This window comes from bacterium endosymbiont of Bathymodiolus sp. 5 South, from assembly GCF_900128535.1.
GTDB lineage: Bacteria > Pseudomonadota > Gammaproteobacteria > PS1 > Pseudothioglobaceae > Thiodubiliella.
Map to the genome: position 1 here is coordinate 1 of NZ_FQTR01000023.1, position 20143 is coordinate 20143.

Genomic DNA, 20143 nt, shown 5'->3' on the forward strand with positions numbered 1-20143 from the left:
TACAAATGTGTATACTTTAATATCTTAGCCTGATTAGAATTTAACTTTATGAAAAAAATAACAATATATACCATTGCTCTTTTACCCCTAACTATATTAACAGGGTGTACATCTATTGATGTTCGCCCAGTAAGTAAAATACATAATATATCCCATGTATGTATTGAAAATAACCCTAAAGTAGTTGTTGCTAATTTTACAACCATAGTAGCAGATGTTTTTCAAGACCATGGCATTACAACTAAAATGTATAACGCCCCTGTGCCTAATAAATGTGAGTATAAACTAACTTATACTGCATTAAGATCATGGGACTTTAAGCCTTATTTATCACATGCAGAGCTTCGTTTATTTAAAAAGAACAAAAGAATTGGTTATGCTGAGTATCATATAACTAGAGGGTTTACCTCCTTCTCATTAAAAAAATGGGCAAGTGTTAAAAAGAAAATGACACCCGTTATTAATAAACTATTGGCTCAATATAAAAAATAGACTTCAGGAACAAGAAATTCTATGAAACCTTTGCATAAATAGGGATGATTAGCAAAATCCAATTTTTTCCCAATGGGTGATTTCTTTAAACCTTGTCCTAGCAGGGCTAAGGCTGGGTTTAAAAAATTGCCAAGTGGGTGAAAAGTGGGTTTCTGATGATTGTTCCTATTTATGCAAAGGTCTCTCTATAATAAAAAATGCTACTTTGTTGTAATTTTTACTAAAAAATTCATTCTAAAATAGAAATCAATAAGCAAATAATTTATATTTTTATATTAAAACCGAATAATATTTTATGAGAATTAAGTGGCTCATTTGGTTTTTTAATTCCGCCATTTGAGACATGATGATATCTTGCTTCAATACTGTACCCAATATCTTTATTAAAGTTTAACTCTAAACCAAGTCCGGCCCCATAGGTTCCTCTAATTTTTGAACTGGTTCCTGGGATATTTTTATTTGTAAATAGAACGCCGCCACCAACCAAAACATACGGTTGTACCTTATCATTACTAACCGACTTCCATTTATGATACATATTAACACCTGTCATATAAGAACTGTATGGCGACCTAACAATATGAACAGGAACCTCTAGTAAAAATGATTGCTTAAATTTATTATTATTATTTTTATCAACTTTTTTAAAAGCCTCATGTTGAAATATTAAATCGTAAGTTTTTACTGTTTTTGTTGTATCTCCCCAACCTGGGTGAGATTGTCCTATACCAACTAAAATCCTCCAGTTGCTATCTTGTTGGTCTGCATACACCCCATTAGACAATAAAAATAGAATAGATGTAGTTGCGAGTATTTTAATCAGATTTTTCATAATTTTAGCCTTCTATATTCGTTCAAATAAATAATATACACTCTATGCAATGCATCTTTATTATGCTAACCGCTTCTAGAAGTGCAATTTCAATACCTTTGTTAACTGTTTAAAACTTTATAAATAATACGATAAAGTTATTTTTTCATAAAAAAACCCATTGAGACAAGCGACTCAATGGGTCTCTAACGCCAAAAAATAAAATTTATAGAATGTTTATTTGAAGAGCAATGGCTTTTTGTAGGTTTTGAATCCAGCCATTATAATTGGAATGAATGCTTGAACCGTTATAGCCTAAGTTTGTACTATCTTTGTATTTAATTGAATAGCTATTTTTATCAAAGGTAATATCAATAACTGCAAGATGCGTTCTAAGGGCTAGCTTTCCTACTATATGTTTGTCAGATTTTTTTGTCATCATCCAGCCAAGATCAGTACCAGCTCTAACAATTGCTTTTTCAACATTTGCAACAGAATGATTGCCAGTGATCATAGCAGCATCAACATTTCTAACTAGTGCCGCCCCACAACCCGCTAATAATGCTAAAGAGACTATAATAATTGATATTTTTCCAAGTAAATTAAATTTCATTTTTTTCCTTATGTTTATGTCGTTAAAAAGTGCTTCATTTAACATTATAATGTATTTTTATTATTCTTAGAGACCTTTGCATAAATAGGGATGATTAGCAAAATCCAATTTTTACCCAATGGGTGATTTCTTTAAACCTTGTCCTAGCAGGGCTAAGGCTGGGTTTAAAAAATCGCCAAGTGGGTAAAAAGTGGGTTTCTGATGATTGTTCCTATTTATGCAAAGGTCTCTCTTACAAAAAGATTACATGATTAAAGAAAATTTTACTATTGTAATACCCGCCTACAATGAAGAGGGAACCATTCGTGATGTCGTTAAAAGGGCTTTAAAACAATGTAAAAGCGTTATTGTGGTTGATGATGGTTCTACTGATAATACCGTTGAAGAGTTAAACAATTTGCCCATTCATTTGATCAAGCACACAACCAATAAAGGCAAAGCTATGAGTTTGTGGGATGGGTTTCAACTTGCTTTAAAAAACAAAAATGATTTTATTATTACCCTTGATGGAGATGCTCAGCATGCACCAGAGGATATTGATTTATTGATTAACAAAAGGAAAAAACACAAAAAACACATTATTATTGGTGCGCGTTTGGCAGACAAAGACTCTATTCCTGCAAAAAGATATTATGCTAATAAAATTGCCAATTTTTGGATTGCATGGGCTTCTGGTTATCCTATCTCTGATAGTCAATCAGGATTTCGACTCTATCCTTCAATACTTTTTAAGGACCTAAAAATTTCAATATCAAAAAACAATGGCTTTGTTTTTGAAAGTGAAGTTATTATCAAGGCTGCTCAAGTAGGCATATATAGTCATGCTGTCCCTATTCCTGCTGTTTATAGAGAAGATGCTAGACCCAGCCATTTTCAAGGTGTAAGAGATATAACACTGATTACTTTAATGGTGGGAAAATCCCTTATATCAAGAGGGATGTATCCCCAAGGTTTGTACAAATCTGTTATTAAGCCTATGGTGTTAAATATTTTTAAATGATATGAAGTTTGATTATGATCGATACCTTGTTTTATCTTTGTCAATTATTATCATTGTATTAACACTTGGTATTAGTTTGATGGGTTTGTTTGTATATGTGTTTGTTATTGCAAAAGACAAGAAGAGTCTTGCCAATAATCAGGCAAACCTGTTATTAGTTTTAGGAAAGAAATTAGAAAATAATTCCCCAGATGGTGAATACATTTCTAGATTAGATCGTGCTGCACTAATACTCAATAAGAATCTCAATTGCAATATTTATATTTTAGGTGGTATAACTGGCAACGCTAGTATTGCCGAATCAGATGCGGGGAATTCTTTCTTAATTGATTCAGGTATTGATAGCAATAAAATATTTTTAGAGAAAGAGTCTGTTCACACATTAGAAAACTTAAAGAATTTTTATCATTTATTAGACAACAAAATTCAAAAGGTTTTGTTGGTCACAAATCGTTATCATATGGCTCGTAGCATGATGATGGCAAAAGGTTTTAAAATTAATGCGCTAAGTTGCCCCGCAGAGGATAACTTCAAATACACATTGACCAATATAGGTAAAATTATCATTGAAGCTTTTTATATAAATTTTTACTTGGTGGGAAGGTATTGGGCTATTTTTACGAACAACCGTAAAATTCTTAAAAGAATTTCTATCATTAGCGGTTAAAATATAAAACCAGTGTGTTCCATGAGTTTAATTCACTTTAATTTAATTATATTGATAAAAAAATTATGCCAAATAAAGAAAGTATTGAAATTGAAATTGCCAAATTAATAGTCGAAACATTGAGTCTTGAAGACATCAACCCATCTGATATTGATTTTGATAAACCATTATTCTATGACGGTCTTGGGTTAGATTCAATTGATTCTTTAGAATTATCTATGGCATTATCATCTCAATATGGTTTTCAATTAAAATCAGATGATCCGAATAACAAGGAAATTTTTTCTTCCATTCGTTCATTAGCTAAATATGTTAAATTAAATCAAACTTAATGGGTAAGATCGCTGTTTGGGCTGTTTTATATCCAATTGTTGCCCATATAGGAATTCAAACATCTCATACGAATTTGCCTGTTATATATTTAATGGTATTAATATTATTTTTTATCTATTGCTTAAAAATAAAACCCTTAATTATTAAATATTTTTTTGCAGTTGCAACTATGGGTTTTACTTTTTTGATTATTTTTTTCAATAAAGAATATATATTCATTCAGTCTATTCCCATAGTGGTTTTATTGACTTTAATTTATACATTCTTTAAGTCTCTTACCTTTGGAAAGATACCAATCATTACACAATTTGCAGAGTGTGTAGATGAAAAACCACTTAATCTTGACAAGCGAAAATACACAAGAATTGTTACTATAATATGGCTACTTGGATTTATTTATATGTTCATACAAGGCATTATTGCCTCTATATGGCTTCCTGTTGAAGTTTGGTCTTGGGTTGTAAATACGGGCAATTATATTGTTATCCTCTCTATCATGTTGGGTGAATTTTTATATAGAAACATAAAGTTTAAAAATGACAAAATCAGTTTTAAAGTTTTTATAACCCGACTTTTTCGTTGCAGATTAAGAAATTCATTTATGCAATAACCTGATGAAAAAAACATTTAAATTACTTAACAACTTAGATAAAAATGCTATAGCTATTTACCATGGCCGTAAGATCTTTAAAGAAGAATTCTTGTCTCATGTCGAATTAACAAAAAATCATTTACTCTTGCGCAAATACGCCATAAACCTGTGTGAAAATAGATATCATTTTTTAGTTACTTTTGCTGCTTGTGCCACTCTTGGTCAAATTAGTTTATTTCCCAGTTCAAAAGCAAAAAAAGAGATAGAAAGACTGTCAGAGTCATACTTTAATAGTTATTTAATTAATGACGAAGATGTTATTGATTTGTATCAACAAAACAATAAGAATGAATGTAAAAAAACAAAAAATTTTGATATAAGTGCACAACAAACTGTCGCTATTTTATTCACCTCTGGCACTACAGGAGAGGCCAAAAAAAATCCAAAAACATGGGGGCAATTAAATGAAAGCGCAATAAGAGTAGGTAAAAGACTATGGCCAAAAGGCGTACAGGGAAAATGTATTATTGCCACAGTTCCCCCGCAACACATGTTTGGATTTGAAACCTCTATTATTTATCCTTTAACCTTAGGAATAATGATGCATGACGGTTATCCATTCTATCCCTTAGACATTCAGCAAATAGTATTAGAGACGCCAGAGCCAAAAATCCTTATCACCACACCACTGCACTTAAAAGCTTGTATTGGTTTGAGAGAAAATTGGCACAATATTGATGCTGTAATTTCTGCAACATCTCTATTATCTAATGATATTGCTAATGAGGCGGAAAAAATATTAAACACTCATGTATTTGAAATGTATGGGTGTAGTGAATCTGGTGCTATCGCAACAAGACAAATAAACAAGGGTGATAAATGGGAACTGCTGGAAGATTATGACATTAAAGCAAACAAGAATAATATTTTATTAAAAGCTGTTGGATATAAGAATTTAATCACTATTTCTGACCAAATTAAAATGATTGATGATAGATTTTTTTATTTGCTTGGGCGTAATAGTGATTTGGTTAAAATCGGTGGAAAGAGAGAATCATTGAGTGGTCTTTCATATAAGCTTAAAAAAATTGATGGTGTTGATGATGGTATATTTTTTATACCCAAAGAAGATACAAATAAGCGTGTTCGATTAGCCGCCTTAGCCGTTTCTTCAACATTAACAAGAGATCAAATAATACCACTGTTGTCACAAACAATAGATTCTGTTTTTTTACCAAGACCATTAAAGGTGGTTGCCAGCCTTCCATACAATAAATTAGGAAAATTGCCATTCAACAATTTAATTAAAATGATTGACGGCGCATCCCTGGATATTTGATTAAAATGTTCTCAATATGCGTATGTATAGAATTTTGTATAAAATTATTGTGAGTATCTTTGTTAGCTTAAGGTTGCTATGATTCTATTTGACTTTATTATTAACAACGAACACCCGTCTTTGTCAGGGCACTTCCCCGACAACCCTATTGTTCCTGGGGCAATTATTGTTGAGAAAGTAATTCAAGGATTGTCCGAGTTAGAAACGCCCAAAGAGGTAATAACGCTCATAGCGATAAAATTTATTAAACCCATTTTGCCTAATCAAAAAGTGGCTGTATTGTGCAAAAACATATCCCCCACCTTGTTGTCTTTCGAATGTAGTGTTGATGGCAAGGTCTCTGTCTTAGGTCGCTTAAGCATCAAATGAAAGATTCTAATTGGAGAGCAAACAAAGAAAGGAGTAACCCATTTGCTTTGCATTCTATCTGCTGGCTTGCTCTCAATATTTCTCGTAATTTTGCAAGGCTTTGGTTGTATCCAATTACCTTGTATTTTTTTTTAACCTCATCGCAAGTCCGTCTTGCCTCAAAAAATTATTTAAAAAGAACGGCACTACCTAGACATGGTTTTGTTCAAATTCTTAAACATATTCATCATTTTTCTGCCGTTATCTTAGACAGAGTTTATTTTATCAGCAATCAAACGGAGCAGTTTGATGTTAAGATTTTTAATGAAGAACTTATTTTAGATTTAATTAAAAATAACTTGGGCTTTATATTGCTAGGCTCTCATGTCGGCGGTTTTGATGTTTTGCAATATTTAACCCCTAAATATGGTCATCGAGCAAAGATTATGATGGATGCATCTCATAATTCAATGATTACTGAGATTTTATATAATCTTAACCCCGTTATGTTTGATGCCATTATTGATGCAAATAATGACAATGCCTTATTAAGGGTTAAAGAAAGTATTGACAATTCTGAATTTGTTGCCATATTGGCAGATAGAAGTGTTGATAAACAAAAAACAATTCAGTGCACTCTTTTAGGTGATGTTGTCAATATTCCAAAGGCCCCCTTTGCACTTGCGAATATTTTAAAAAAACCAGTCATTGTTTTTTTTGGTGTCTATGTGGGTAAAAATAAATATGAAATTCATTTCAAAGAAATAAAGAACAATTACACCGAAAAAAAATCTGAAAGAGAAAAAAATATTATAAAAAATGCCCAAGTTTATACATCATATATTCAAGAAATGATTGAAAAACATCCGTTTAATTGGTTTAACTTTTATGACTATTGGGGTGATGAATTATGAATTGGTTTAAGTTTTTTTTGTTACTATTAATGGCAAACCCTATTGTCGCTTACTCAGAGATTGAGATTGCTGATGTATTTGGGCTGGTTTCTAAAAACCCAAATAAGTCACTAAAGTTTGTTGAATTGCGCAGTGCAACTTTTTTTACCGAAGAAATTAAGACAACAGGAACGGTATCATTTAACGATGATGGTTTGATGAGCAAATACATTGCCGCGCCTAGGAAATCTGAAATTCACATAACAGACAACACACTTTTGCTGTTAGATGATAACGGCAAGAGGGAAATACTCCTTGCCAATTATCCTGTGCTTGCCAGTGGTGTTAACGCCATAAGATGGCTTTTATTAGGAAATAAGGAAAAAATTTCAAACAATTATTTCATTGAATATTCCAATAAGCTTACTGATTGGAAAATCAAGTTAATTCCAAGAGATTCAGAAGTTTTATCTGAGATTTCAAGTATTTTAATAACAGGTCAACTTGGTAGTATCAATGTTATTAAATTGTCGAAATCTGATGGCACTAGCATTATCACAACTTTTAGTCAATGATAAAAAAATGACAACAACATCTCGAAATTTTTTGTTTTTTATAGTTGTCGCCGCTTCTGCTTGGTATTTAAACAACAATTTATTGGTTGTCTCTAATATTGAACAGTTTATGCCTGCTAATATTCAGAATAAAAACGCACAAGTGCTGATTGACCAATCTCAAAAAGGCTTATCTGCCAATCTTATTTTGGCACAAATTTCAGGCTCTAATGACAAAGAATTATCTCGACTTAGTCGGGCATTAAAGCTCAATTTAGAAAAAAAGGAGTCGTTTAATTTTGTCATTAACTCACAAAATTTTAATAATTTAAAACATGAAAAATTATTAAAATATCGATACTTATTGCATAACAACAATACATTTGATATTGGTAGTTTACGCCATAATTTTGAAAAATTATTAACTGCTTTTACCGCTGACACGCCCAGTGAATTTATTGATTATTTATTGATTGACCCTCAAAGCGTGTTCTTGGACTACCTGTCTTTAAATCAAATTAAAACAACTGCCAAACAGAAAAATGGCGTTTGGTTTGTTGATAACAAAGCATTACTAATGATTCAGATTCAAAAAAATTCTACCATTGAACAACAAGACTTAGCCATAAAAACCATTAAGAATACCTTTGAAGCTAATAAACCCAGTAGCGCAAAATTGTTGTTATCTGGTGCTAGCATTGTGGCGGTTGAAATGCGTAAAAATATCCTTAATACCATTCAATATGCAAGTTTTGCATTGATAATTATTATGTTTTTTGTATTTGTATTTATCTATAGATCTATTTATTTATTACTACTGGCGATTATTACTCTTGCATCCTCTGTTTTGATTTCAATGAGCATCACTCAGCTTGTTTTCTCTCAAATTCATGGCATCGTGCTAGCATTTGGTGTCACTGCGCTTGGCGTTTGTCTTGATTATCCATTACATGTATTTAGCAATACTTGCACAAAAGTTTCAGCTAGAAATGCCGTTAAGAAAATTTTAAAACCACTTAGAATCGGTGTTCTGACTTCCATATTTTCCTATATGGCTTTAATAGGAACTGGTTTTGATGGTCTTACACAACTTGCTATTTTTGCCTCAATTGGCTTATTATCAACGCTTTTTATTAGTGTTTATTTTTTACCTTTATGGATGCAAAATACCAAGATAGATAAAAGAAAAATTCCTATTGGGAAGTGCCTATCATTAAAATCTAAAATTTTCATGAGTTTGTTGGTTGTTTTATTACCTGCAATATTTCTATCACAGCAAGTTGGTTTGTTTAATACCGACATATCACAATTAAATCCTGCTTCAATTGTATCAAAAAAAGTTGATGCAAATTTACGTCAAGCATTAGGTGCAGAAGAAATTAATCACATTTTTTTGGCATCGGATAAAAATTTAGCAAAGGTTTTAACAAAAACCCAAGAAATACAACAACAACTAAAAAATTTAGTCACTCAAGATATTATTGGTGGAACTATGGGTGCAGATACATTATTGCCTGATAGAAAAACACAAAAATATCGTCAAGAGCAGTTACCCAACAAAGAAAAGTTAAGAAACAATGTTGCTCTAGCCCTATCAAAAATGCCTTTTAAACAAGATGCATTTGACAACTTTATTAATGATATCAGTTCAAGCAAAACAATGCCTTTACTTAACTATCAAGATTTTAAAGAATCCTTCATGGCAAACAAACTCCAGTCGTTGTTGTTTGTCCAAAATGGTGTCTGGTATTCTCTAATAAGGGTAATTGACATTAAAAATATCAATAAATTTAAACAACAGGTAAATAACTCCTATCTATTAAAAAACACTTATTATTCAATTAGTGCGATAGCTGGCAATATTATGAATAACTATCTAAAGAAAACCTGGACTAGATTGTTTGCCATGTTGTTATTACTATTTGCTATCACTCTTTGGTTTGCCTATAAAAATAAAAATCGAATTTGGATTGTTTTACCCGTTTTTTCTGGTGTTTTAATCAGCCTTAGTTTTCAAGCACTATTAGGCAATAGTATTAATATTTTTCATTTGTTATCATTATTACTGGTTATTGGCTTGGGTTTTGATTACAGCTTATTCTTTAATTATGAAAATAATAAGGTGATCCAACTCTCTAATAGCACACATGCCATTACTATTAGTGCAATAACAACTATAATGACATTTTCAGTGCTGGCTTTTTCAAATGTTACTGTATTAAGCTCAATTGGACAAATTGTTGTTATTGGGGTTTTTGCGTGCTTTATCATTGCTAAATTTATTAGCACGCCTACAAAATAAATATAAGATCTTTACATAAATATGAATAAAACAATAGATTCACTTCAAGTAACTGCCAGCACATTAGTTAATGCACTAGGCAATGGTAAACGCTTTACTTTAGATGCAATGTTTGATGGCTCTAGTGGGTTGCGTAATTCTAGCTATCCCGAGATGAACTTCAATACTTTTTTAGGGTTGGTGGACAAAGTTGAGGATGTTGAATTAGAAGACCACCTAGCAAAGTTCAGTTGTAGAAATAACAAATTAGCCAAATTAGCGCTAGATGTTGATAATTTCCGTGATGAAGTTGATAGAGCGGTTAATAAGTATGGGAAAAATCGAATTGGTGTTTTTATTGGCACCAGCACTTCTGGCATTGCAGAAACTGAAAATGCCTATATTGGCAGAGATAAGAACACAGGCAAATTACTAAATATAGATATGCTCTATACAAACAATACCGGCTCTGTTCAAAGGTATGTTTGTCGCTCATTGGGACTAACGGGTGTCGGTATGGTAATTTCGACTGCTTGCTCGTCAAGTGCTAAAGTTTTTGCCTCAGCTCATAGATACATAACCGCAGGTCTTTGTGATGCTGTCATCGTTGGTGGTGTTGACAGCCTATGTTTGACTACCTTGTATGGGTTTAATTCACTGCAATTAATATCCCAGGATATTTGTCGTCCTTGGGATAAGAATCGACAAGGTATTAATATAGGTGAAGCCGCAGGCTTTATGTTGCTGGAAAAATCTAACAACAACAATTGTATCCATTTAACAGGTTATGGTGAAAGCAGTGATGCTCATCATATCTCCTCACCACATCCTGAAGGTGTTGGTGGGAAAATAGCGATAGAAAAGGCGTTAGTGAGCTCTGGAATCAAACCCTCGGATGTGGATTATATAAATTTACATGGCACAGCAACCCTATCAAATGATTATTCAGAATCAAAAGGATTGTCTTCGGCTTTTAATCCTGAAATTATGTGTAGCTCAACCAAAGGTATGACGGGACATACTTTAGGTGCAGCTGGAATTAATGAAGCTATTATCTGTACTTTAGCTTTGGAAAATTCTATCATTCCTGCTAATATAAATTTACGCACTATTGATGATAACCTCCCTATTCGAGTGCCAACAAAGTGTATAAAACAATCATTAAACCATGTTATGTCTAATTCTTTTGGATTTGGCGGTAGCAATTGCAGCCTGATATTTTCATGTTAAATAATACAGTGTACATCAATGGCATTTCTGTAATAGCCCCAGGAATGGAAGACTCTAACAAGTCATTAGAGATTCTTAAAGGCAATATGGACTGGCATCCAGAAGCTTTATCCAAAATGACACCCTCTTCATTGCCAGCAAATGAAGCTCGCCGAACCACAATTGTCATCAGGCTTGCGTTAAAAGCTATTGATTCTATAGATTATAAAAATGATACTTTAGCAGTTTTTGCCTCATCGGAGGGGGATTTAGATATCACAGATAAAATATGCAAGTCCTTATCAACCAAAGAAAAAATGGTGTCGCCAACTTTGTTTCATAATTCTGTGCATAACACGCCTGCGGGGTATTTTTCAATTGCCACTGGCATACAAACCGCTTCAGTTAGCTTATCTGCAGGCGATAATACTTTTTCTGCTGGACTGATTGAAGCATTAACCCAAGTATTGATTGAAAAAAATGATGTATTATTAGTTGCTTATGATAATGTTATCCCCAGTAATTTAGAGTGTTTTCGTCATTTTGAATACCCAGTTGGGATTGCTTTGTTACTCAGTGCAGACAAACACCTTGACACAATAGGAAGTATTGAAGGTTCTGTCATAAACAATCAAAAAAGTGTTACCCAATGTTTCAACAAATCGCTTGAAAAAATGAGGATTGGCAATCCTATTGGTATGGGATTGCCATTAATTGAGGCTTTGGTTAAAGGAGCAAGCGTTGAAATCGTGATTCCATATGTGAATCAAAATCAATTATCAATAAAAGTCAATAATGTTTAGCAACATTGAACTTTGTCACTTAATTCCACATTCTGAAAAAATGTGCTTGCTTGATACTGTTAAGCAATGGGATAGTGATTCTATTGTTTGCATAACACAAACACATCAGAAAAATGACAATCCTTTGCGTAACAATGGTTCCCTGCCTGTATCAGCTTTGATAGAATATGGTGCCCAAGCAATGGCAGTTCACGGTGCATTAATTGCAAAATATTTAACAGAACAGATGCAAGAAGGTTATTTGGCAGCGTTAAAAAATGTAAATTTCTATCAAAATTTTGACATAAACAATATTGCCTCGCCTTTGATTGTTAAAGCCACAAGAAAATTTGCCTCTCAAGGTAATATGATTTACGAATTTTCAGTTGCTTCTGAAGATACTGACTTAATATCTGGAAGGGCAACTATTGTTGCTGTTTTTAATAATTAATTTTTTTAAACAAAATATATGACAATGAAAAGAGCTTTAGTAACAGGTGGTAGCGGGGATTTAGGCAAGGCAATATGCATTGATTTAGCCAAAAATAATATTGAAGTTTTGGTTCACAGCAATACCAATAAAACCAAAGCCATCGAGATTGTAAAAACCATTGTTGAAAATGGTGGAATGGCATCTACCGTTTGTTTTGATATTACCGATAAAGACGCCACTCAAAAAGAATTAGACAAAATTCTTAACCAAGGTACCATCCAAATTTTGGTTAATAATGCAGGTATTCATGATGATGGAATTTTTGCTGGTATGTATCATTCTCAATGGCAAAGAGTGATGGATGTAAATTTAAACGGATTTTTTAATGTTACACAGAAACTCATGCTACCAATGATGAAGACTCGCTGGGGTAGAATTATTAATTTATCTTCAGTTGCAGGTGTAATGGGTAACCGTGGACAAGTTAATTATTCAGCAACAAAGGCTGGCATAATTGGCGCTACCAAATCTTTAGCCATAGAAATGTCATCCAGGGGAATTACAGTTAACGCTATAGCGCCAGGCATTATCAAGGGTAGCATGACTCAAGATATATTTGACGAGGATTATATAAAAAAAACCATACCTGCTGGACGAGCAGGAGAAGTAGAAGAAGTAGCTGCTCTGGTCTCTTTTCTGGCAAGTGATTCTGCCAGTTATATTTCTGGACAAGTCATTGGTGTTAATGGCGGTATGGCCTAATATTTTTCTTGAGACCTTTGCATAAATAGGGATGATTAGCAAAATCCAATTTTTGCCCAATTGGTGATTTTTTTAAAGCTTGTCCTAGCAGGGCTAAGGCTGGGTTTAAAAAATCGCCAAGTGGGTGAAAAGTGGGTTTCTGATGATTGTTCCTATTTATGCAAAGGTCTCTTCTTATTTTCTTTCATAGAATGGGCGTGATGTTGCTTTAAGATTGCCTCTATTTACTAAAAATGCAAAAAAAATGTTTATTGACATGCCAAAACAGCGATAATAGTCACTGTCTATTATGTTTGCGTTTGGCTTTTGTCCCCTGAGCTGATAAATAAACAAATAAGGAAATGCGATAGGTTGCTATTGTGCAAGCCCACCTCGAAGTGGGAAGCCTGCGGCAGACTTCAAACTTCCGCCTTGAACCATATGGTTCAGGTTTAAAGCCCGCAGGGTGATAGACACTCGAATTTCACCCTAAACGCCCAAGTTCCTGCTTGGGCGTTTTTAATGTATTCATGCTATAATCTAAAAATGCAAGCAAACCGCCAATCTCTAAGACAACAACGGCGCGCTATCACAGCGAGCGAGCGAGCGCAGTCTGCTAGACAAATATTGCATCAAATACAAAAAATAAGCAATACTCAAGATGGGCAAAAAATTGCCCTTTATTTAGAAAATGATGGTGAAATCAGCCCAAAATATATTCATAATTTCTTAGAAAAACAAGGTATTGGTATTTATTTACCGATATTAGTCGGCAAAAGTCTTAAATTTGCAAAAATTGGCAATGAATTTAAAAAAAACAAATTTGGTATCAATGAACCCGTTGCTACTGAGATATTAAACGCTGAACAACTGGATGTTATCTTTATACCATTGGTGGGTTTTGATAAGCATAAAAACCGTATTGGCATGGGTGGTGGCTTCTACGACCGCACCTTGTCTTTTAAAAAAAACCAGACAAACCACAGTAATCCAAAACTCTATGGACTGGCTTTTGATTGTCAACAAGTAACTAAGATTGAGAGTCAATCTTGGGATGTGGCACTTGATGCAATCATTACCCCAACTAAAATTTATTGACTGCCCGTAGCGTATTTTTGAAAAAATGATTTAAACATTGAATTTTCATTGATTAAATTCATGCCAAAACCTCGTAGCCACCTAAGTGGTTCGTTGTTTTCTTTATAGATCCAATTCAGTCCACTCATGGTTTTTGCCATCAGCTCATTGTCCAATCTTCTGGCTCTGGCATATTTTCGTAAAACTAAATAATCCCCTAAAAGTTTATTATTGGTATTTAATTGCTGCGATAATTCAACAACATCAGAAAAACCTAAATTAACGCCTTGCCCTGCCAGTGGGTGGATATTATGCGCTGCATCACCAATGAGTGCTAAATTTTCTTTAACATAATCTTTAGCACTTCGCTCAATCAATGGAAAGGCTTGAATCTCACTCAATATTTCAAACTCACCAAAGCGGACTTCCACACCTACTGAAAGTCGCTTAGCAAACGCTTCAGGCGATAATGCCAACAATTCATCAGCCAAGTGATTTTCTGCCGACCAAACAATGGATGCTTCATTGTGACTCAATGGCAATAGTGCAATAATACTTGCAGACAAAAATCGCTGCCAAGTTGTATTCTCAAAATCTTTGTTTGAGCGAATATTACAAACAATGGCTTTTTGTTGATAATCATTTTCACTAAACTCAATACCTGCCAAATCTCGAACACGAGAACGCGCACCATCTGCACCAATTAATAACGAGCATTGAAGTTGCTGTTCATCATTCAAATTTAAACAATAACCTTGCTTAGTTTTATTAATATCATCAAGTTTAGCGCTAATGAATTCTACTTTAGTATCAGCTAACGCCATATACATAGCCGATTGAATACAGTCATTTTCTATGATGTGCCCTAAATGCGTTGAATCGTCATCTGCTATTGAAAAATCCAGAGCGCCATGCGAATTTTTATCCCATACCCTAGTATCAGTAAAAGCGTACTTGCGCTCAATCAAATCCCACACATCAATATCTTTTAAAAAAGCTTCTGAAGTTGGGGTAATTGCACTCACACGCGTATGAAAATTTTCTTTTACTTCAGGATTTGGATTATTCGGCTCAATAATTGCAATACTCAGATTGCTTTGATGGCGCTTTGCCATGGACAAGGCAAATGCTTGCCCAACCATACCACCGCCCACAATGATAATATCAAAATTATCCATTAGCTTTCGCCTGCTACCGTCATTTGATTAATCAGTACAGAGCCAACCTTAATATTGTTGCGCTGGTCCACATCATTACCTACATGCACAATACCCAATAACATATCTTTAAGGTTGCCAGCAATGGTAAGCCCCGATACTGGATACTGGATTTCACCCTGCTCCACCCAAAACCCTAATGCACCACGAGAATAATCACCTGTTGTGCCATTCACACCTTGGCCCATTAATTCTGTTACTATTAAACCTGTATCCATCGCCTTAATCATCTCATCTAAGCCACCGTTAAAGCTTGACTCAACAATAGCATTGCTCACACCGCCCGCATTAGCGGTGGTTTGTAGCCCTAATTGATTGGCAGAATATTGCCCCATGATATAACTTTTAACACGCCCATCCTCAATAAAATATTGCTCGCGTTTAAGTACACCATCGCGGTCAATCGCCTTGGCACCCAGCGTTTTTTTAGCAAAAGGATGCTCACGAAAACTAATATCTTCTGGCAAAACAATCTTGTCGATACTGTTTAATAAAAAAGTAGATTTTTTGTATTGACTAGAGCCACCCAATGCACCTAAGAGTTGTGAAAATAAGCCACCAGATACGCGTGGGGTAAAAATCACAGGACATTTTTGTGAAGCCAGCGAGCGCGCACCCAATTTCTGCTGTGCAAGTTTTGCTGCTTTTTTGCCCAGTAGTTGTGGTGTTTCTAGAGCATTTGCATCAAGTGCTGTTGTGTATTCATATGCTGTTTGCATATCATCACCACGCTTGGCAATGAGCACGCAATTTAATGAATGACGAGTGCTGCTTTGCGTGACAATCAAACCGTTAGAATTGGCATACAAGCCTTCGCCTTGGAAACTAGACACCTCTGCACCTTCAGAATTATCAATCTCATCTTGTGCAAGCGCCGCCTCTTCACAAGCTTTAGCAATATCGATACTGTGTTGTGCATCCAAATCCCAAGGGTGATACAAGTCTAAATCAGGTGTGTCAAATGCCATCAATTCTTTTGGTGCTAACCCATTAAAAGGGTCATCTTGGGTATATTTTGCAATCAGACAAGCAGATTTAATAGTTTTATCAAGACTGTCTTTACTGACATCAACGCTTGATGCGTGACCTTTCTTTTTGCCAAAAAATACATTGATTTCAAAACCTTTATCCAGATGATATTGCAGGGTTTCAACCTCACCCAATCTTACCGCAGTAGAAACACCTGAGCTTGAGTCAAGCAATAACTCATAATCACTAACCTTATATTTTTTTAACAGCTCAATCGCTGTGTGTGCAGTTTGTTCTAAAGATGACATAAATTCCCCATTATTATTTTCTAGTTACTTCCAATGAACGCAATCTTCGAGAATCCGCCTTTAAAACCTTAAAGTGAAACCCTTGCAAGTCAATCTCATCCAACTGCTCTGGCAAATAAGTAAAACCGGCAACAACCAAACCTGCCACAGTATCCACATCCTCCGCTTGCAATTTAACATTAAAAAATTCATTAAATTCTTCAATCGGTGTATGTCCTTTAAGTAAATAACGCCCACCACTAAAATCAATAATATTATCCTCTTCCGAATCATGCTCGTCCTCAATTTCACCCACAATTTGTTCCAACACATCTTCTAATGTTGCCAAACCTGCAATCTCGCCATATTCATCCATCACAATCGCCATATGTGATTTCTTTTGTTGAAAGTCTCTTAATAACGCACCCAAAGTTTTGCTTTCTGGCACCAAAATAGCATCGCGTAAATATTGCTTATAATTAAACTCAGATTTTTTCTCAACTGCAAAATAACCCAGTAAATCCTTAGCCAAAATAACCCCTAAGATTTTATGTTGTTCATTATTAATGATTGGAAATCTAGAGTGTGCAGACTCAATCATAACATTAAGCAACTCCTTAGTCGTCGCCTGATGGTCAATCAGTATCATTTTTGACCTAGGCACCATAACATCACGCACCTCCATATTCTCAAGCTGCATCGTGCCTTCAATAATTGAACGCGAGTGTGAATCAATCACATGGCTCTCTTCAGCCTCTTTTAAAGATTGCAGTAATTCATCACTGGAGCGTAGTGGTATGTGGAAAAATCGTTTTTTTAATCTTTGTAAAAAAGACAATGTCGAGGTAGGTTGTTCTTCGTTCATTTAAAATTTGGTAATAACTAAGTTGCCATTGTAACAAAAATCAAGCTTTTTTGCCACCACGCATTTTTTTACCTTGTGCGGCACGCTCTTTACGCACTTGCTTTGGGTCGGCAATTAGGGGTCGATAGATCTCAACTCTATCTTTTGGACGCAAAACCGTATCCAATTTAGCAATCTTGCCAAAAATACCTGTCTTGTCCTTAGACAAATCAATTTGCGGATAAGACGCCATAATGCCAGACAACACGATCGCCTGTTTAAGTGTCGTCCCCTTATCCACTTCCAAAGCAAGTAGTGTTTGTTTACTTTCTAATGCGTAGGCAACTTCAATTTTCATTATTTAGCATCACACAGTTGCTGCGCTTGAGCAAAATCAAGCGTACCTTCGTAAATAGCCCGCCCAGTAATTGCACCCATAATACCGTGATGTGCCTCGCTCAGCAGTCCAGATATATCCTCTATATTGGTAATACCGCCTGAAGCAATAATAGGAATTGAGGTTTGTTTAGCAAGACTCATCGTCGCCTCAACATTCACCCCTTGCATCATGCCGTCACGAGCAATATCGGTATAAACAATCGAACTCACCCCATCTTGCTCGAATTTTTTCGATAAATCCACCACATGCAAATCTGTCTTTTGCGCCCAACCTTCCGTTGCCACCAAGCCATCATTGGCATCCAAACCCACAATCACCTGATCAGGAAACTCACGACACAACTGCGACACAAACTCAGGATGCGTCACTGCCATTGTGCCAATAATCAAATAACCAACCCCTGCTTCAATATACGCATTAGCAATATCCATATTACGAATACCGCCACCAATCTGAACAGGCAGATCAGGAAATGCCGATACAATCTGCGTCACACTTGCCGCATTCATAGGCTTGCCTTCGAATGCCCCATTCAGATCTACCAAGTGCAATCTACGCGCCCCCTGTGCTACCCACTGCGCTGCCATATCTACTGGATTATCAGAAAACACCGTCGTATCATCCATTAGCCCTTGACGCAAACGCACGCATTGCCCATCTTTTAAATCTATTGCTGGAATTATGATCATTTTTTTTATTTAATTATCCCTAAAAACTGAATTTTACCGATATTTTATTTACTAGATTAACAATAACCAACTGCTTTATTTAAGTGTAGTTTAAAGACTTTTACGTTATTCATAATATTGACTCTTAGTTTCAATTTTTCAAAAACCAAGAAACCCGTTTTATTTCTCTAATTTTGCTCCTAAAATAAAATAACATCAACCACAATCAATTAAGGAGTATAGTCTCTAAATTTAGGCTTCAATGATTTCACAAAAAGTAGAACCTCAAGATTTACAACCTACCATTATTTCGTTTGTCAAAGATCTTCCCAATTTGTGTTCACTTGCTGGGTTAGCTTGTACGCTATTAGCCATTTACTTTAGTATTTTAGGCGTGTACCACGCCGCAATGATTGGTATGATTTGGGCTGTTGCATTTGACTGGGCAGATGGACTCATTGCTCGAAAAATGAAAGGGCGAACAAGTCAACAAGGTTTTTTTGGAGGGCAACTTGATTCCTTAATAGATATTGTTAACTACGGTGTATCTCCTGCCATTCTTTTGTTGAGTTACGCTCAATTTGATCCAATCTTTTTACTTGGGGCATTTTTCATAATTTCTGCTAGCGCTATTCGCCTTAGTTATTTTAATACCTATGGTCTTTCTAGTGGCTCTAAGTACACAGGCATGGCTCTTGATAACAATAACATAATACTGGTTTTCCTATTTTTATTTGAAGGTGTTTTTAGTGTAGGGGTGTTTTCTGTTATTTTTTATATGAGTATTTTAGGTCTTTCTGCTTTGAATGTTTCGCAAATAAAAACGCCAAAACTTTCTGGCAACTCAGTTAATGTTTATATTCTTGCTATTTATACACTAGGAATAACATGTATCTATGGCTATAAACTGCTATAAAAAATAGCAAATCTAGTAAAGCAACATAATAAAAATAATTTTAATTTAGGAGTTAAATACAGTCATGGTTGTATATACAGTAGGTACCTTTGATTTATTGCACGTTGGTCATCTTGCATTACTGGAATATTGTGCCACATTAGGTGAAACGGTTGTTGTTGGCATTGCTTCTGATGAAGTCGTCAAATTATACAAACCCAATATTCCGATTATTCCGCTTGAACAACGCATCGAAATGCTTGAAGCACTTAGCTGTGTGGATATTGTACTACCCTATCATGAATTGGATTACCTTTCTGTTTGCGAGCAAGTTAGAGCGGATATTTTTGTTATTGGACAAGACTGGGGTAAAAAACCACATAATCATAATGTGGAAAAATACTTTGACGAACAGGGAAAAAAGGTATATCAAATTCAATATCATCCACGAACTTCTTCCACCCAAATTAAAAAAAATATTATAACGCAGTTTCAAAAAGATACACAAAAATAAGAAGACACCACCATATAAAACCCCAACAAATTAAGACAACAATTTAAATTTTCTTATTTCGAACAAGTTAAACTAAACAAAAAAATCGGAGTAAAAAAAATGAGTAAAAAAACGAACCAAATACACCTCAGCATTTAAAACAAAATTAGTACTTGAGTTATTACAAAATAAAAGCACCCTAGTG

General features: G+C 34.6%; 24 protein-coding genes and 1 other RNA gene. 18 read left to right on the forward strand and 7 right to left on the reverse strand.

What is annotated here, in order from left to right; translation table 11 throughout:
* Positions 1 to 48 precede the first annotated feature (48 nt).
* A complete protein-coding gene (locus BBROOKSOX_RS03880) occupies positions 49 to 492 on the forward strand; it encodes an Sbal_3080 family lipoprotein (RefSeq protein ID WP_139659843.1) in 444 nt (147 codons plus the stop codon).
* Positions 493 to 754: 262 nt separating this feature from the next.
* On the opposite strand, the gene BBROOKSOX_RS03885 is transcribed toward BBROOKSOX_RS03880, so the two are convergent.
* Positions 755 to 1324 (reverse strand): acyloxyacyl hydrolase, encoded by a 570-nt coding sequence (locus BBROOKSOX_RS03885; protein ID WP_139659844.1) that lies wholly within the window; start codon positions 1322 to 1324, stop codon positions 755 to 757.
* Between the two features lie 205 nt (positions 1325 to 1529).
* On the reverse strand, positions 1530 to 1961 hold the full coding sequence (locus tag BBROOKSOX_RS03890; RefSeq protein ID WP_257607756.1) for a hypothetical protein: 432 nt from the start codon (positions 1959 to 1961) through the stop codon (positions 1530 to 1532).
* 202 nt (positions 1962 to 2163) lie between these two features.
* Here BBROOKSOX_RS03890 and BBROOKSOX_RS03895 point away from each other — a divergent pair, with 202 nt between their 5' ends.
* The 15 genes from BBROOKSOX_RS03895 (at position 2164) to BBROOKSOX_RS03965 (ending at position 14186) form a co-directional block, all read left to right on the forward strand.
* Complete coding sequence (locus BBROOKSOX_RS03895; RefSeq protein WP_180323842.1) at positions 2164 to 2916, forward strand: glycosyltransferase family 2 protein; 753 nt, start codon at positions 2164 to 2166, stop codon at positions 2914 to 2916.
* A 37-nt stretch (positions 2917 to 2953) separates the two neighbouring features.
* Positions 2954 to 3583 carry a YdcF family protein gene (locus BBROOKSOX_RS03900; RefSeq protein WP_218973697.1) on the forward strand — a complete coding sequence of 210 codons (630 nt, stop codon included), beginning with the start codon at positions 2954 to 2956 and terminating at the stop codon, positions 3581 to 3583.
* A 65-nt stretch (positions 3584 to 3648) separates the two neighbouring features.
* A complete protein-coding gene (locus BBROOKSOX_RS03905; RefSeq protein WP_139659847.1) occupies positions 3649 to 3915 on the forward strand; it encodes a phosphopantetheine-binding protein in 267 nt (88 codons plus the stop codon).
* On the forward strand, positions 3915 to 4526 hold the full coding sequence (locus BBROOKSOX_RS03910) for a hypothetical protein (RefSeq protein ID WP_139659848.1): 612 nt from the start codon (positions 3915 to 3917) through the stop codon (positions 4524 to 4526). The genes BBROOKSOX_RS03905 and BBROOKSOX_RS03910 overlap by 1 nt, the downstream gene beginning before the upstream one ends.
* A gap of 4 nt (positions 4527 to 4530) precedes the next feature.
* Complete coding sequence (locus BBROOKSOX_RS03915; RefSeq protein WP_139659849.1) at positions 4531 to 5847, forward strand: AMP-binding protein; 1317 nt, start codon at positions 4531 to 4533, stop codon at positions 5845 to 5847.
* A 78-nt stretch (positions 5848 to 5925) separates the two neighbouring features.
* A complete protein-coding gene (locus BBROOKSOX_RS03920; RefSeq protein WP_139659850.1) occupies positions 5926 to 6216 on the forward strand; it encodes a hypothetical protein in 291 nt (96 codons plus the stop codon).
* The gene (locus BBROOKSOX_RS03925; protein ID WP_139659851.1) at positions 6213 to 7109 is read left to right on the forward strand and encodes an LpxL/LpxP family acyltransferase; all 897 of its coding nucleotides are present in this window, start codon (positions 6213 to 6215) and stop codon (positions 7107 to 7109) included. Before BBROOKSOX_RS03920 ends, BBROOKSOX_RS03925 begins: the two co-directional genes overlap by 4 nt.
* On the forward strand, positions 7106 to 7663 hold the full coding sequence (locus BBROOKSOX_RS03930) for a LolA-related protein (protein WP_139659852.1): 558 nt from the start codon (positions 7106 to 7108) through the stop codon (positions 7661 to 7663). Before BBROOKSOX_RS03925 ends, BBROOKSOX_RS03930 begins: the two co-directional genes overlap by 4 nt.
* Complete coding sequence (locus BBROOKSOX_RS03935; RefSeq protein WP_218973698.1) at positions 7629 to 9944, forward strand: MMPL family transporter; 2316 nt, start codon at positions 7629 to 7631, stop codon at positions 9942 to 9944. Before BBROOKSOX_RS03930 ends, BBROOKSOX_RS03935 begins: the two co-directional genes overlap by 35 nt.
* Positions 9945 to 9965: 21 nt before the next feature.
* Positions 9966 to 11153, forward strand: coding sequence for a beta-ketoacyl-[acyl-carrier-protein] synthase family protein (locus tag BBROOKSOX_RS03940; RefSeq protein WP_139659854.1), 1188 nt, complete (start codon positions 9966 to 9968; stop codon positions 11151 to 11153).
* Entirely contained in the window at positions 11147 to 11935 is a 789-nt protein-coding gene (locus BBROOKSOX_RS03945; RefSeq protein WP_139659855.1) for a beta-ketoacyl synthase chain length factor, read from the forward strand. Before BBROOKSOX_RS03940 ends, BBROOKSOX_RS03945 begins: the two co-directional genes overlap by 7 nt.
* Positions 11928 to 12365 (forward strand): 3-hydroxylacyl-ACP dehydratase, encoded by a 438-nt coding sequence (locus BBROOKSOX_RS03950; protein WP_139659856.1) that lies wholly within the window; start codon positions 11928 to 11930, stop codon positions 12363 to 12365. Before BBROOKSOX_RS03945 ends, BBROOKSOX_RS03950 begins: the two co-directional genes overlap by 8 nt.
* Positions 12366 to 12389: 24 nt before the next feature.
* Positions 12390 to 13109, forward strand: a complete 720-nt coding sequence (gene fabG / locus BBROOKSOX_RS03955) for a 3-oxoacyl-ACP reductase FabG (RefSeq protein WP_139659858.1) — start codon at positions 12390 to 12392, stop codon at positions 13107 to 13109.
* A gap of 278 nt (positions 13110 to 13387) precedes the next feature.
* Positions 13388 to 13568: non-coding RNA, 6S RNA (ssrS, locus tag BBROOKSOX_RS03960), on the forward strand.
* Positions 13569 to 13634: 66 nt separating this feature from the next.
* Positions 13635 to 14186 carry a 5-formyltetrahydrofolate cyclo-ligase gene (locus BBROOKSOX_RS03965; protein WP_139659860.1) on the forward strand — a complete coding sequence of 184 codons (552 nt, stop codon included), beginning with the start codon at positions 13635 to 13637 and terminating at the stop codon, positions 14184 to 14186.
* Here BBROOKSOX_RS03965 and BBROOKSOX_RS03970 read toward each other — a convergent pair.
* From BBROOKSOX_RS03970 to hisA, 5 genes are read right to left on the reverse strand one after another with little or no spacing between them, the layout of a single operon-like run.
* Positions 14180 to 15343, reverse strand: coding sequence for a UbiH/UbiF/VisC/COQ6 family ubiquinone biosynthesis hydroxylase (locus tag BBROOKSOX_RS03970; RefSeq protein ID WP_139659862.1), 1164 nt, complete (start codon positions 15341 to 15343; stop codon positions 14180 to 14182). The two genes, BBROOKSOX_RS03965 and BBROOKSOX_RS03970, sit on opposite strands and share 7 nt — an antisense overlap.
* A complete protein-coding gene (pmbA, locus tag BBROOKSOX_RS03975) occupies positions 15343 to 16659 on the reverse strand; it encodes a metalloprotease PmbA (protein ID WP_139659864.1) in 1317 nt (438 codons plus the stop codon). The genes BBROOKSOX_RS03970 and pmbA overlap by 1 nt, the downstream gene beginning before the upstream one ends.
* 13 nt (positions 16660 to 16672) lie before the next feature.
* The gene (locus BBROOKSOX_RS03980; protein ID WP_139659865.1) at positions 16673 to 17503 is read right to left on the reverse strand and encodes an HlyC/CorC family transporter; all 831 of its coding nucleotides are present in this window, start codon (positions 17501 to 17503) and stop codon (positions 16673 to 16675) included.
* 40 nt (positions 17504 to 17543) lie between these two features.
* Positions 17544 to 17840, reverse strand: a complete 297-nt coding sequence (locus BBROOKSOX_RS03985; protein WP_139659867.1) for an RnfH family protein — start codon at positions 17838 to 17840, stop codon at positions 17544 to 17546.
* Entirely contained in the window at positions 17840 to 18571 is a 732-nt protein-coding gene (gene hisA, locus BBROOKSOX_RS03990) for a 1-(5-phosphoribosyl)-5-[(5-phosphoribosylamino)methylideneamino]imidazole-4-carboxamide isomerase (protein WP_139659868.1), read from the reverse strand. Before hisA ends, BBROOKSOX_RS03985 begins: the two co-directional genes overlap by 1 nt.
* A 241-nt stretch (positions 18572 to 18812) precedes the next feature.
* On the opposite strand from hisA, the gene BBROOKSOX_RS03995 reads away from it, so the two are divergent.
* Both BBROOKSOX_RS03995 and BBROOKSOX_RS04000 read left to right on the forward strand, forming a co-directional pair.
* Positions 18813 to 19466 carry a CDP-alcohol phosphatidyltransferase family protein gene (locus tag BBROOKSOX_RS03995; protein ID WP_139659869.1) on the forward strand — a complete coding sequence of 218 codons (654 nt, stop codon included), beginning with the start codon at positions 18813 to 18815 and terminating at the stop codon, positions 19464 to 19466.
* 64 nt (positions 19467 to 19530) lie between these two features.
* Entirely contained in the window at positions 19531 to 19959 is a 429-nt protein-coding gene (locus BBROOKSOX_RS04000; protein ID WP_139659871.1) for an adenylyltransferase/cytidyltransferase family protein, read from the forward strand.
* The last annotated feature ends 184 nt before the right edge of the window (positions 19960 to 20143 follow it).